The 14,463-nt window shown below is 52.8% G+C and carries 15 protein-coding genes; all 15 read left to right on the plus strand.

Features of this window, described 5'->3' with window-relative positions:
* Nucleotides 1–22 precede the first annotated feature (22 nt).
* Nucleotides 23–526, plus strand: coding sequence for a hypothetical protein (locus tag JN12_RS07780; RefSeq protein WP_145020729.1), 504 nt, complete (start codon nt 23–25; stop codon nt 524–526).
* A gap of 66 nt (nt 527–592) precedes the next feature.
* On the plus strand, nt 593–1,711 hold the full coding sequence (locus JN12_RS07785; RefSeq protein WP_145020733.1) for an ATP-binding protein: 1,119 nt from the start codon (nt 593–595) through the stop codon (nt 1,709–1,711).
* Nucleotides 1,708–3,081, plus strand: a complete 1,374-nt coding sequence (locus tag JN12_RS07790; protein WP_145020734.1) for a sigma-54-dependent transcriptional regulator — start codon at nt 1,708–1,710, stop codon at nt 3,079–3,081. Before JN12_RS07785 ends, JN12_RS07790 begins: the two co-directional genes overlap by 4 nt.
* 199 nt (nt 3,082–3,280) lie before the next feature.
* On the plus strand, nt 3,281–4,606 hold the full coding sequence (locus JN12_RS07795; protein ID WP_246125796.1) for a TolC family protein: 1,326 nt from the start codon (nt 3,281–3,283) through the stop codon (nt 4,604–4,606).
* Between the two features lie 24 nt (nt 4,607–4,630).
* Nucleotides 4,631–6,049, plus strand: coding sequence for an efflux RND transporter periplasmic adaptor subunit (locus tag JN12_RS07800; RefSeq protein ID WP_145020740.1), 1,419 nt, complete (start codon nt 4,631–4,633; stop codon nt 6,047–6,049).
* A 37-nt stretch (nt 6,050–6,086) separates the two neighbouring features.
* Entirely contained in the window at nt 6,087–9,224 is a 3,138-nt protein-coding gene (locus tag JN12_RS07805) for an efflux RND transporter permease subunit (protein ID WP_145020742.1), read from the plus strand.
* A 181-nt stretch (nt 9,225–9,405) separates the two neighbouring features.
* A complete protein-coding gene (locus tag JN12_RS20990) occupies nt 9,406–9,537 on the plus strand; it encodes a hypothetical protein (protein ID WP_281287721.1) in 132 nt (43 codons plus the stop codon).
* A 38-nt stretch (nt 9,538–9,575) separates the two neighbouring features.
* Entirely contained in the window at nt 9,576–10,058 is a 483-nt protein-coding gene (locus JN12_RS07810) for a hypothetical protein (RefSeq protein ID WP_145020744.1), read from the plus strand.
* A gap of 65 nt (nt 10,059–10,123) precedes the next feature.
* Complete coding sequence (locus tag JN12_RS07815; RefSeq protein WP_145020747.1) at nt 10,124–10,990, plus strand: GerMN domain-containing protein; 867 nt, start codon at nt 10,124–10,126, stop codon at nt 10,988–10,990.
* Nucleotides 10,991–11,069: 79 nt separating this feature from the next.
* Nucleotides 11,070–11,429: a hypothetical protein gene (locus JN12_RS07820; protein ID WP_145020750.1), complete on the plus strand. Its 360-nt coding sequence runs from the start codon at nt 11,070–11,072 to the stop codon at nt 11,427–11,429.
* A gap of 79 nt (nt 11,430–11,508) precedes the next feature.
* Nucleotides 11,509–11,931, plus strand: a complete 423-nt coding sequence (locus tag JN12_RS07825) for a cytochrome c (RefSeq protein WP_145020753.1) — start codon at nt 11,509–11,511, stop codon at nt 11,929–11,931.
* 30 nt (nt 11,932–11,961) lie between these two features.
* Nucleotides 11,962–12,603: a YHS domain-containing protein gene (locus tag JN12_RS07830; RefSeq protein ID WP_145020756.1), complete on the plus strand. Its 642-nt coding sequence runs from the start codon at nt 11,962–11,964 to the stop codon at nt 12,601–12,603.
* Between the two features lie 21 nt (nt 12,604–12,624).
* Entirely contained in the window at nt 12,625–12,804 is a 180-nt protein-coding gene (locus JN12_RS07835; RefSeq protein WP_145020759.1) for an SAP domain-containing protein, read from the plus strand.
* Nucleotides 12,805–12,828: 24 nt separating this feature from the next.
* Complete coding sequence (locus JN12_RS07840; RefSeq protein ID WP_145020762.1) at nt 12,829–13,203, plus strand: hypothetical protein; 375 nt, start codon at nt 12,829–12,831, stop codon at nt 13,201–13,203.
* 83 nt (nt 13,204–13,286) lie between these two features.
* Complete coding sequence (locus tag JN12_RS07845; RefSeq protein WP_145020765.1) at nt 13,287–14,441, plus strand: cysteine desulfurase family protein; 1,155 nt, start codon at nt 13,287–13,289, stop codon at nt 14,439–14,441.
* Nucleotides 14,442–14,463: the final 22 nt, after the last annotated feature.

Consider the following 14,463-nt stretch of genomic DNA (forward strand, 5'->3'; position numbering starts at 1 on the left):
TTTTTGCTGTTAGGAGACCACCATGAACAAATTAATCCTGCTTTTTATGCTGATTACTCTTCCGAGCGCGGCCTTTGCCCTAGAACAGAGCTTTACCCAGCAAGGGCTCAAGGCAAGTGTAAAGCTTTCACCCGAAAAGCTCGAAACACAATCAACCGTCCAACTTTCACTCGGCTTGAGCAAAGATGGTGCGAGCCTTACAGATAGAAATGTGACCTTGGAAGTCTATGAACGAAATGTTGATCAACCGATCATCAAGCGTTCGGTCGATGTTCTTGATGGCGAGTATATCGATTCATGGAAGTTCGAGAAAACCGGCGATTACAAGGTGGTTATAAATATCTCAGATCATCAGAAACCGGATGAGATTATCCACTATGAGATCAATGCTACTGTCGGGGATGCTGTCGGGGAACAAGAAGATCATGGCTTTTTTGCACATCATTTTGGCGGGGGCAAATGGGGGTGGTGGGGCACCGGTCTGATGTTGCTTATGATGGTACCGATGATGATTATTGTGTTGTAGCCCGCAAGTCTTGAATTCTGTTTCGGTGAGGCAGTTGCACTCTCTGCTAAGGAAGTAAATTATCCCATGAATAAGTCATCAATCCTCCGGCCAGTTATTATCGCAACCTTCATTGTTTGTATCAGTCTGCTTCATTATCTGACGCCGCTTCATCTCCCTTATTTGCACGATATTTTTCAGCGACTTTACTATCTGCCGATCATACTGGCTGCCCTCTGGTATGGCTTTCGAGGCGGACTTTTTTGCTCAATCGTGGTCAGCATCGCCTATGCTCCGCACATTCTTTTCCAATGGGGTGGCCACCTGACCATGGAAATGGAAAAATATCTGGAGATCATTTTGTACAATACGGTCGGCGGGTTGACCGGTCTCTTGTCGCAACGGGAGCGTGAACGGACCGTCGAATTGCAGAAGACTGCCCAGGGGCTTGAGGAGTCCTACCAGAAGCTGCAACATCAATCTGAACGGATCATTGTCATCGAAGAGCAACTACGCCGCGCAGAGAAGCTGTCCACTCTGGGAGAAATGGCGGCGGTTCTCGCCCACGAAATCCGCAATCCACTCGGCTCGATTCGAGGTACCGCCGAAATCCTGAAAGATGATTATCCTCCCGAGGATCCCAAGCATGAGTTTATCGAGATTCAGATCAAGGAAACCGAGCGGCTGAACCGGGTGGTGGAGGATTTCCTGCACATGGCGCGGCCGCAGCCGTCTGATATGCAGCCATGCCCGGTCCAGGATGAGCTGGAAACGATCGTTACCCTGGTGTCAAATGATGCCCGGGACCGCAAGATCAAACTCTCATTGCAACCGCCACCTTTCCCGGTTATTGTTCGAGCCGATGGTGAGAAACTTCGCCAGGCCTTCCTGAACATCACCATCAACTCGTTACAGGCGACTCCGCCGGGCGGCAGTGTAACAATTTCCACAGCGGTCGTTCAGACAGCTCTATGTGAGATTCGTTTCCGGGATACCGGCCCCGGTATCGATGCCGCAACCATGGAGAGAATATTCGAGCCGTTCTTTACCACCAAGCAAAACGGTACCGGACTTGGGCTTGCAATCACCAGGAAAATCATTGAAAGCCATGGCGGCACGTTGCAGGTTGAAAGCGAGCCGGGAACAGGCACAACCGTAACGATCAGATTGCCCGTGCATACTACATCTGGGGGAGGAGCACCTTGAAAGCAAAAATACTGGTTATCGATGATGACACCTCGCTCCGGCGAGTTCTGGAATATAACCTTCATGAAGAAGGATATGAAGTCCTGGCCGCCTCTTCCGGAGAGGAAGGTTTGTTCCTGTTCGGACAGTTCCAGCCCAACCTGGTCATAACCGACATGAAAATGTCCGGCATGGATGGGCTTATGGTACTCAAATCCGTCAAGGAGCGCTCTTCGGAAACTCTGGTGATCATAATTACCGCTTTCGGGACCATTGATGTTGCGGTTGAAGCCATGAAGGCCGGCGCCTACGACTATATCACCAAACCGTTCAACCGGGATGCCCTGAAACTGACGGTCAAGAAGGCGCTCGAGTTCAGCGGCCTTGCCGAGGAAAACAAGCGTCTGAAGAATGAGCTGACGGATAAGGCCGATTTTCGGACCATCATCGGCTCGTCCAAAGAGATGGAGAAGGTCTTCGATGTTATCCGCAAGGTGGCCGACACCGAGGCGGCGGTACTGATCACCGGTGAATCCGGGACGGGGAAAGAGCTGGTTGCCCGTTCCATCCACGCCAATAGTTCCCGTCGTGACGCCCCGTTCGTTGCCATCAACTGTGCCGCCATCCCCCGCGATTTGCTGGAAAGCGAGCTGTTCGGCCATGTCAAGGGCGCGTTTACCGGAGCAGTCAAGGACAAGACCGGCAAGTTCCAACTGGCGGAAGGGGGCACACTGTTTCTGGATGAAGTCGGCGAACTCCCTCTGGAACTCCAGCCCAAGCTGCTCAGGGCGCTGCAGGAAAAGGAAGTGGAACCGGTAGGAGGCACAAAGGTTCAGAAACTGGATGTCCGCGTTGTATCCGCCACCAACCTGAATATCGACAAGGCGATAGCGGAAGGCACATTCCGCGAAGACCTCTACTATCGCTTATCCGTAATACCGATGCACCTGCCGCCACTGCGCGAACGGCGCAAGGACATTCCGCTGCTCATCAGATATTTTTGCGGCAAACATGGCAGCGACAAGGTGACCTTTGACAAGGAGGCTTTGAACACTCTGGTCATGTACCCTTGGCCGGGAAATGTGCGGGAACTGGAAAACACCGTGGAACGTCTGCTTATCATGCGTAGTGGTGAGACGATAACTCTGGACGAACTTCCGGATAAAATATTGCAGGATAAAACCCTGCGACAGCCCTCAGCCGCATTTATCAAGCTTCCCGATGAAGGCTATTCCCTGGAACAGCTGGAGCGGGAAGTTGTCGTCAACGCCCTGGAACGCAACAACTGGAATCAGGCGGCTGCCGCCCGTTTTTTACGGATTCCCCGCCACACGCTTATTTACCGCCTGGAAAAATTCGGCATTACCCTGCCTGAAAAGAAAGAGACCTAGAGATAATCCTTCACACATGCAGAATATTCTTCATCAAGATGGCATGCGCTTGCTGGATTATGGTTCAAATTGCTGTATATTCAATGTGATATAGAAATGGCACGTCCTGTGTATATATCTCCTTAACTTGCCGGATACAGAGGTCATTATGAAAATAAACAACGGTATAATAGTCATCACCTGCGCCATACTGCTGAAAATGAATATCGCTCATGCCGCAGATACCTCTCCACCTGAAAATCTCTCAATCCTGGTGGCCACCGCCCTCGACAATAATCCGGAACTGAAATCCTCCACATCACGCTGGCAAATGTTCAAAAACCGGATCGCTCAAGCCAGGACCTTCGACGACCCGATGCTGATGCTGAAGATCCAGAACGGCATTGTCTCCGACCCGTTCAACTTCCGCAAGGACCCCATGACCCAGAAGGTGATCGGGATTTCCCAGCAGCTTCCCTTCTGGGGCAAGCGGGATCTGAAGGGGGAAGTGGCGACCAAGGAAGCCGAATCCTACCGCTGGCAGGTGGAGGAGCGCAAACTCGAACTGCGCCGGATGGTGGTCGAGACCTACTACCAGATCTATTTCACCGACAAGTCTCTTGGGATCGTGGATAAAAACCTGAACATCCTCGGCGATTTTATCACCTTGGCTGAAACCAAGTATTCAGTGGGGCAGGGGGTGCAGCAGGACGTTTTCAAGGCCCAGGTGGAACGGTCAAAAATGCTTGATATGCGTATCTCCCTGGAGCAGCAGCGAAAAAGTCTTCAGGCAAATCTCAATACTCTCCTGTACCGGCCGGCAGAAACACCGATCGGTGCCATCCCTGATTTCGACATCAGGCAGATCACTCAATCTCCCGAAGAACTGCGAACTATTGCGTATGAAAATCGCCCGTTGCTCAAGAGTCTCTCTGCGCTGATCGAGAAAGGAAAGGCTGGACACAAACTGGCGGAGAAGGAGTCCTATCCCGATTTCAACGTTTCCTTAGAATACATGCAACGGGACCGATTTGAAGGAAGTAATGGCGACGACATGTATTCCCTGGGCGTTACGTTCAATCTGCCCGTGCAGAAGGAGCGTCGTCAAGCCATGGTCGCCGAGTCATCCTCTGAAATCTCCATGGCCAACGAAGAGTTGAACAGCGCCAAAAACAGCATCAATTTGAGTGTCTCTGATATCACGGCCCAGTTGGAGCGGAGGAAGAAGCTGATTGAGCTCTACAAAGCCGGCATCATCCCCCAGTCAGAGCAATCGCTGGAGTCGGCCGCCATCGGCTATCGCGTCAACAAGGTGGATTTTCTGACGTTACTGGATAGCCGCATGACTCTCTTCAATTACGAACGGGAGCTGTACGAGTCACAGGCAGAATACATGATGAAAATTGCCCAGCTTGAGGCGGTGGTCGGCACCGATCTTGTGACAGCGCCTTCGCAACAATCATTATCGCCGTTACCGGCCACTTCTGAAACGCCGCAAACGCCGGCAGTCGTACAGCCCACAGTTGAACATACACAACATCATTAAATTTCACGATACCGAGGTACGACCATGGCACTCAACAAGAAAATTGCAATCCCCCTGGTAGTAATCATATTGGCGGCAGCAGCAGGCGGCGGCTGGTTCATGTGGCAGAAGAGTCATTCCGGCAAGGCGACCGATCAAAAGGCGGCCCAGGGCAAACAGCTGTACACCTGCTCCATGCATCCGTTTATCATCAAGGACAAGCCGGGAACCTGCCCGATTTGCGGCATGGAATTGATCAAGAAGATCGATGGAGCGGCAGGCGGTGGCGCCCAGACCGCTGAGCAGAAACAACAGGCCGACATGCTCGGACATGTCTCGCTTTCCCCGACCCAGCGGGTTATGGCCAACGTCGCCACGGTGGCAGTGAAACGATCATCTCTGAATAAGGAGATCAATGCCGTCGGTATCGTCCAGTTTGACCAATCGCGCCAGGCTAAGGTAACCGCCTGGATCGCCGGGCGCATCGATCAACTCCATGTGAACACGGTCGGCTCATTTGTAAGCAAAGACAAGCCGGTGGCCGAGGTCTACTCGCCCGATCTGTTGGCAACCCAACAGGAATACCTGCTGGCCATCAAGAGCCGCGACCAGCTGAAAAACTCCCCCATACCCTCAATTTCCCAGAACGGCGAAGGTTTGGTGGCGTCCGCAAAACAGCGGCTGATGTTGTTCGGAGTCAAGGAAAACCAGATTGCCGAGCTGGAGAAGGCCGGCAAGCCGACCATCCGCCTGCCGATATATACCCCGCTCTCCGGCATCGTCATCGAAAAGATGGTACAGCAGGGACAATACGTCAATACTGGCGATGCCCTCTTCAATATTGCCGACCTCTCCACCGTCTGGGTTGAGGTGGAGGTGTACGAGAATGAATTCCCCAATATCCATATTGGCCAGCAGGTGGAAATCCGCTCCCAGTCTTTCCCGGGCAGACCGTTCACCGGCCGGATCGCCTTCATTTATCCCTTTCTTGATCCCAAGACCAGGACCGTCAAGGCCCGCGTGGAGATGCCCAACCCGGGTATGAAGCTGAAGCCCGACATGTTCGTCAATGCCATCATCAAGGTGCCGCTTGGTTCGGCAATAGTCGTACCTGTTACCGCGGTCATGGACACCGGCAAACGCCAGGTGGTCTGGGTAGAGAGTTCGCCCGGGATGTTTGAGCCGCGTGATGTCCAGGTAGGACAACAGACTGACGACAAGATTCAGATCCTGTCAGGCCTCAATGCGGGTGACAAGGTGGCGGTATCCGGTGGTTACCTGATCGATTCCGAGTCACAGCTGAAAGGTGGTGGCGGAGGGCATGAAAACATGCCGGGCATGAAGATGGATGATAAGAAGCCTGCGGCTACAGCACCGGGCGGCCATGAAGGGCATTCCGTGCCGCCGGCTCAGCAGCAGCCTGCCAAAAAGGGGACCTTGAAGATGGATGACATGAAGATGTAATGACGACTACCAACGATCTCCGACAAGGAATGCTGCCATGATAGAAAAGATAATAGATTATTCCGCCCGCAACAGGGTCATTATACTGATGATTTTCGGGCTGATCATAGCCTGGGGGGTCTGGTCGGTCTACAAGACCCCGGTGGATGCCATACCTGACCTGTCCGACAACCAGGTGATCGTCTTCACCGACTACCCCGGCCGTTCGCCCCAGGTTGTGGAAGACCAGGTTACCTATCCTCTTGCAGTCAACCTCCAGGGCCTGCCCCAGGTCCGTGCCGTCCGTGCGTCTTCCGCCTTCGGTTTCTCCATGATCTACGTGATTTTCGAGGACAAGGCCGATATCTACTGGGCGAGAACACGGGTGCTGGAACGCCTGAATTACGCTGCTTCGTTGCTCCCCCCTGGCGTTGTTCCGACACTCGGTCCGGACGGCACCGGCGTGGGTCATGTCTTCTGGTACACCATCGAAGGCAAGGGCTACGACTTGGAGCAACTGCGAACGTTGCAGGACTGGTTCGTGCGCTATCAGCTGAACACCGTCCAGGGGGTGGCCGAAGTGGCTTCCATTGGCGGTTTGGTGCGCGAATACCAGATCGACCTGGATCCTTCCAAGCTGTTTGCCTATAACATCAAGGTCAACAAGGTCATGGATGCGGTCAAGGCGTCCAACAAGGACGTGGGCGGCAAACTTATCGAGCAGGCCGATGCCGAATACCTGATTCGCGGTCGCGGCTACGTCAAATCCAAAGCCGATCTGGAAAACATCGTTGTCGGCGCCGACATGCGCGGCACTCCCATCTACGTCAAGAACCTGGGCACGGTGCAGATGGGCGGTGCCATCCGGCGCGGGCTATTGGAGATGAACGGCGAAGGCGAGGCGGTCGGCGGCATAGTCGTCATGCGCTACGGCGAAAATGCCCATGACGTCATTCACCGGGTGAAAGACAAGATCAAGGAACTGGAAAAAGGCTTGCCGCCAGGCGTGAAGATCATGGTCTCCTATGACCGCTCCGACCTGATCATGCGGGCCATCGACACCCTGAAGCATAACCTGCTGGAAGAATCGGTGGTCGTTTCCCTGGTAATATTGATCTTCCTGCTCCACTTCCAGAGCGCCCTGGTGATCGTGCTGACCCTGCCGATCTCGGTGCTGATCGCCTTCATCACCATGAAGCTGATGGGGGTCACGTCCAACATCATGTCTCTCGGTGGGATTGCCATCGCCATCGGTGTGCTGGTGGACGCCGGGGTGATCATGGTGGAGAACTGCTACCGCCACCTCTCAGAGATGCCGCCGGAGGAGCGGGCCGGGAAACGTCTGGAGGTCGTCATTACTTCAGCCAAGCAGGTCGGACGGGCAATTTTCTTCTCCCTGGCGATCATCGTGCTCTCCTTTGTTCCTGTGTTCATGCTGGAGGGACAGGAAGGAAAACTGTTCCACCCGCTGGCCTTCACCAAGACCTTCTCCATGATGGGCTCCGCCATGATCGCCATCACCCTGGTGCCGGTGCTGATGTATTACTTCATGCGCGGCAAGATGCCGCCGGAGAGTTCCAACCCCGTTTCAACTTTCTTCATCAAACTGTATTCACCGGTGATTCGCTGGGTACTGGTATGGAAAAAGACCACCATCGCCATGAACATCGTGGCCCTGGCCATTGCCGTGCCAATGTTCATGAAGTTGGGCTCCGAGTTCATGCCTCCACTGGATGAAGGATCTTTGCTTTACATGCCGGTCACGCTCCCCAACGTCTCCATCACCGAGGCCAAACGGCTCATCCAGGTTCAGGACACGATCATCAAGAGTGTCCCGGAAGTTGAACATGTGCTCGGCAAGGTCGGCCGTGCAGAGACCTCCACCGACCCGGCCCCGGTCTCCATGTTCGAGTCGATCATCATACTCAAGCCGAAAGACAAGTGGCGGCCGGGAATTAAGAAGGCGGATATCGTTGCTGAACTGGACAGTAAGCTCCAGCAGATTGGTGTCCGCAACGGCTGGACCCAACCGATCATCAACCGTATCAACATGCTCTCCACCGGGGTGCGTACCGATCTAGGGGTGAAGATTTTCGGCAATGATCTGAACGTGCTGAAAGACCTGGCAATTCAGGCCGAGGCGATCCTTAAACCGATTAACGGCGCAGCCGACGTTGTTGCCGAGCGGGTCACCGGCGGCAACTACATCGACATCGACATCGACCGCGAGGCTGCCGCCCGCTATGGTGTAAATGTGGGCGACATCCAGGATGTCATCGAGACTGCCCTGGGCGGCGAGATGCTATCCACCACGGTCGAGGGGCGCAACCGCTTCCCGATCAGGATACGTTACCTGAGGGACTACCGCGATAACATCCCGGCAATTCGCCGTATCCTCGTGGCGGGGATGGAGGGGGCACAGGTGCCGCTGTCGCTGGTGACCAAGCTGAAAATATCCACCGGAGCACCGGAGATCAACAGCGAGGGGGGACTGTTACGGTCTCTGGTATTTCTGAATGTCCGTGGCCGCGACATGGGGGGCTTTGTCACCGAGGCCAAGCAGGTACTTGAAAAGAATCTCAAGCTGCCCCCCGGTTATTACGTGGCCTGGTCCGGGCAGTGGGAGAACCAGATTCGCGCCAAGGCGCGCCTGCAGGTGTTGATACCGCTGGGGATGGTAATCATCTTTATCCTGCTCTATTTCACCTTCCATTCGGCCCTGGAAGCCAGCATGGTCATGCTTTCGGTCCCATTTGCCCTGGTGGGAGGAGTCTACCTGGTGGCTGCCCTGGGGTATAACCTCTCCGTGGCGGTCTGGGTCGGCTTCATCGCCCTCTACGGTATTGCCGTTGAGACCGGGGTGGTGATGGTCATCTATCTGCACGAGGCCTTGGACAAGAAGCTGATCAACGGCCCGTGCAGCGAGCAGGACATTTACGATGCAACCTTCGAGGGAGCGGTGCTCCGTCTGCGACCCAAGCTGATGACCGTCGCCGTGGCCTTACTTGGTCTGATTCCGATCATGTGGTCTACCGGCACCGGTGCCGACGTGATGAAACCCATTGCCGCGCCGATGATTGGCGGCATGATTTCCTCGGCCGTGCATGTACTGATCATGACGCCTGTCATCTTCGTTCTGATGAAGAAACGGGATCTGAAGAAAGGTAAACTGCACTATTCGGGGATGAAGCATTAATTGGCAGGCGATTGACGATTGTAATTGAAGAATATGCTACTCAGATGTTGAATATTCTCTATGCGGCAATACAGTTAATCCTAGTAAATTGCAGTAAACACATGGTGTTATGTGATGGCATGGCAAGTGCAATAACTAGATTAGCGCTGTAATAACATCTAGTCAAAGGAGAATAGTTTGTATGAAGAAAGTATCGTTTCTAGCAGGGCTGTTGCTTGTCGTCGCCATGTTGTCAGGTTGCGCTGAGTTTGACCAATCTTCCTATCGTTCCGACCAATATGACAATGGCCACAGCGGGCATTCGCATCATTAATACAACACACAAGCAAACATCAAAGGAGAACTCACAACATGAAAAAAATGACCGTACTAATCGCAACAATCTTTGCCCTTTCTGCGCCGCTTGCTTCCTTTGCCATGGATCACATGGATCATGAAGGACACGACCATGGCAGCATGGGACATGGGGATCACAAAGGGAATGTGGCTCACGAAGAAGTGGTCGATGGCGTCAAGGCGACATTCGTGATTCAAACTATGGCTGAATCCATGAAGGCTATGGGTATGGAAATGCCTATGGACGTCAAGGAGACGCATCACGTTCATGTGGAGTTTAAAGACACCAAGAGCGGCAAGGCTTTGACCTCGGGTGAAGTCACGGTAAAGGTCCAGGGACCGGACAAGGCCGAGGCGACCAAAGAGCTGATGGGGATGCAAGGGCATTTCGGCGCCGATTTCGACCTGTCCAAAAAGGGCAAATACGGCGTGATGTGCAAGTTCAAACTGGCTGACGGCAAAGTAAGATCGGCCAAGTTCTGGTATACGGTGAAGTGACAAAATGGAAGTTGGCGTTTAGGGGCAACCAGTGGTTGCCCCTAAGACCTTTAAGGGGAAAAACAATGTTCAGGAAATTCTCCCTTTTACTACTGGTTCTCGTCGCAGCGCTTGCCGTTGCATTGACCTCTTGCAAGAAGAAGGCGGAACAACCTGCAACGGTTCAGGCCCGGGTTGCCGCAACCAAGGCTTATGAAAAATATTTCGGCACTGCCCCCACGTCCGATAAGGGGTCCTGCTATGCCTTTGTCATCTACTTCCCGTCCGCCAAGGAGCCGGGCAAGGTGGTCCCGTTTCCTTTCTTTACGTTCGATGAATCAAGCATGAAGAAGGTAGCGGTTGAACGACTTTTAAGTGGCATGGACCTCGGCAGTTATCAGGGAGAGTTCATTTCTTTTTCAAGCGGGAGCCGGCTGATCGCGATTACTGATGACCAGGGGACGGTAACGGCGAACTTCAGCAAAGAACTGGAAAACAGTGACTCAGCGGTCGCCCGGGCGATCGATTTGACCCTGCGCCAGTTTCAAGGAGTCAAGACCGTCAGGCTGCTGGTCGAAGGCAAAGAAAGTAACCTGAGTGCCGTGGCAAAAAATTCCGATGACACCGCTGTTCTGCAACCATCCCCTCCGCGTCTTCTGAGTGTCACCGCCATGAGGGATAAAGGAGCCAAGGATGTTGAAGAGGTGAATGCTTTTTTTGACCGTCCGGTGGATGTCAAGGAACTGGTCATGATGTCAAAGGACGGGCAGAAGTTTGCAGGAGACCTGTATCATTCAGTGTTTGACATGGCTGCGGTGCTTAAGCCGAAAGAACCTTCAATGTTCAAGGAACGATTGCCGATTAAAGTGCGTTGGAAAGTGGTAGATAAGCTGGGGAGGCAGGCAGAGGGTGACAATGTCTGGTTCTTGGAAGTGAAGCAACATGAACAATAGAGTTGCGATGGAAGGAGGCGAGAAAAAATAGAGTTTATCCTAACTTTGTCAATGTAACTACTTGAAAGGAGATACGAACATGAAACGCGCAATCAAAATTATCACACTGCTTACCCTGTCGGTCATGCTGGCAATACCTGTTGTAAGCCAGGCTGCCGAAAAAAAGGCCAAAAGCGAAGTTGTCATGAAAATGGGCGGTAAAGTACATCTGTTTCATAGCAGCAATGTGGAGGCTCAGAAGGAAATTGCGATCAACGATGTGCTGCCGGTTTATCGAGTAATTGGCAAGAACCGTCAGGAGAAGGAAGTCGGGGCGGTGAAGGTGCTGTCATTCATGGGCGAACACTATTTCGAAGCGGAAATCGTCAAGGGTGAGGTCAAGGTCGGTGACATCGCCAAGAAGGATGCCTCCTCATTACTGGTTCAACCGGCAAAATAACATTTCCGTACAAAAGCGACGGGCCAACGACGTCCTGCCGCTTTCAGCATAATGACTGCATTCATAATCTGGAGAAGGTATGAGGAAATTGGTGAAATTTACCATGTCGCTTGGAGCGGTCGTGTTGCTGCAAGGAGCTATCGCTGCATCTGCTCATGATATGGGCGGTCATATGGACGCGCAGATGAAAAAACTCCATGCCATGATGCCGGTATTCTCGGTGGCATCTGCCGAATTGGAGTCGGCTATCAACAAAGGTGATGCGGACACGGCAAAAATTCGGGCAGACAGGATTCTGGCAGCTATTCCCGAGCTGAAGAAGTCCAAGCCTCATAAGCATGTCAAGGAACGGAAAAAGTTCGTGGCGCTGGCGACAAAACTGGAAGAAAACGTAATGATCACGGCGGACCAGGTAAAGAAAGGTAATTTTGCAGAAGCAAAAGCTGCCTTCAAAAAAGTTGAAGAGGTCTGTGCAGCTTGTCATGCCAAATTCCGCGATTGAGTCTGCTGCGACTTGAGAGGAGGTAATGGTATGGAAACGGCAACCACATTAACGAAAAGAATTCTCAACCGGATTGAACAACACCGGCATGATCTTGCCGACAAACAGCAACAGCTCGACGGCAAGATGAAAGAATTGCTGGAGCAGAGGGAGCGGTTGGCCGGTGTCGCCAAGAACAAGATAGAAACGATCATATTCCCCCGCATGCAAGAGCTGGCGCATCAGTTCGACAATGTCAGGGTTGAAATTCTGCATACTGATTCCGATTATTACTGCGTCTGCGAGTTCAGTCATACGCCACGCTTTCCGGCGACAGTCAGGCTCGATATAGCCCTGTTACCGGGGAGAAACGAAACCTTCACCGCCCGTTATGATCTCAACATCCTTCCCGTGCTGATGGAATATAACCGCAACGTCGAAGCAACATTCCCCTTTGAAGGTGCTGACGAAGAGTTTGCCGGATGGGTCGAAGACAGAATCCTCGATTTTGTCGATACCTACCTGCGTCTGGAAACCCATCCTTTTTACCAGAAGGACAATACCGTTATCGACATCGTTTGCGGCATGCACATTCCATCAACATCCGCGACCAGCACTGCTGAACGGCATGGCCGGCTATTCTATTTCTGTTCAGAGCACTGTCGAGAGGCTTTTATCAAGGGAAACGAATAAGTTCACAGGAGGAAACAGGCCATGAAACTGGTAGAACTCAAGGAGTTGGCAGCTCAAAGGGGCTTGAAAACCGATAAAATGAAAAAAGCGGAGATTATCCGGACTATTCAGGCCTCAGAAGGGAACACTACATGCTTTGATACGGGTAATGCTACGGAATGTGGTCAAAAAAACTGCCTCTGGAAGGAAGATTGCAAGTAACCGACAAAGCAAATGGAGGGAGTCATGAGCAGAGTTATATTATTAGTCCTCGGAATATCGATGTTTCTGCTGCCTGTGTTTATGTCGGCCTGCGCCACTGTTCCCCAGGCGAGGATCACAGTCCTTGCCAAAACAGGAGACACTGTCAACCTTTTTCATGGAGGCAGCAAGGTCGCCAAAGAGGAATTTTGCCTGAATGAAGTAGTCTCTGTCTATCGCTACACCGGCCTACGGCGGTATAGGTCCTATAAAGAAGTGGGAAAGGTCAAGATTACGGGCTATGTGGGTGATCACTATTTGGAAGGAGTAGTGGTTGAAGGAAATGTCAGGGGTGACGATTTTGCAATGAAGGAAAATAGCGCCTGCCTAATAAGGATGCCTGAACCAGAGGAAAAATAGGTTTTTGACAGAGAACTTCATATGGCCTTTCGTGAGACGGAAGGCCATATTTATTTAAAGTTGTGTGATGTGAAGGAGAGCAGATGATAAAGCCGATCTATCTCGATTACAATGCCACCACCCCTCATGATCCGGAGGTGATTGCCGCCATGCGTCCTTATCTGGAAGAGCACTTCGGCAATCCCTCCAGTTCCCACTGGTACGGCGAGCAGACCAGAAGAGCGGTTGAGGCCGCCCGCGAACAGGTTGCCTCTCTCCTGAACTGCCTTCCGTCGGAGATCGTATTCACTAGCGGCGGAACAGAGTCGAACAATTGGGCCATAAAGGGGATCGTTTCCGCCCATCGGAACAGGGGAAACCACATTATCACCACCAGGATCGAGCACCCGGCAGTAACCGAAGTATGCGCATGCTTGGAAGGACAAGGATTTGACGTCACGTATCTGCCTGTTGACGAATATGGAATGGTGCATGTTGCCGATGTGGAAAAGGCGATTACCCCGCAGACGATCCTCATTTCCGTCATGCACGCAAACAACGAAGTCGGCACAATCCAGCCGATCCCGTCGATTGCAAGCCTTGCTCGCGAACGAGGGATTATCGTGCACACCGATGCCGCTCAATCGGTGGGCAAGATCACGACGGACGTGAATTCCCTTGGAGTTGATCTCCTTTCCATCGCTGGCCACAAGCTCTACGCTCCGAAAGGGATCGGCGCCCTCTACATCCGGGAGGGGACACAGCTTGCGAAGTTCATACATGGTGCGGGGCACGAGCAGGGGAGAAGAGCGGGCACGGAAAACGTCCTGGAGATAGTCGGGCTTGGCAAGGCATGTGAAATAGCCTGGAGCGGCCTGGAAAAGAACGGACTACACATGAAAAAGATGCGGGACCGCTTGCATTCCGGGCTTTGCGACAGAATTCACACGGTAAAATACAACGGCCATCCCCGCGAATGCCTGCCAAATACCATGAGCCTGAGTTTCCACGGTTTGGACGCGACCGCGCTCATTTCCGGCATCAGCGATCAGGTGGCCGTGTCGGCAGGATCGGCCTGCCATTCGGGGGAGTGTAAAATATCTCCTGTCCTTCAGGCGATGAATCTGCCGGTTGAATGGGCAAGGGGAACGATACGTTTCTCGACCGGCAGAATGACGACCGAGGGCGAAATCGACAGGGCGGTGCATGCTGTTTGGAGTGCATGTCAACGGCTGGGAAAAGACCGGGAGAGACTGTGAAGCTTGATTGAATCCGGAAGGT

The organism is Geobacter argillaceus, assembly GCF_007830735.1.
Taxonomy (GTDB): domain Bacteria; phylum Desulfobacterota; class Desulfuromonadia; order Geobacterales; family DSM-12255; genus Geomobilibacter; species Geomobilibacter argillaceus.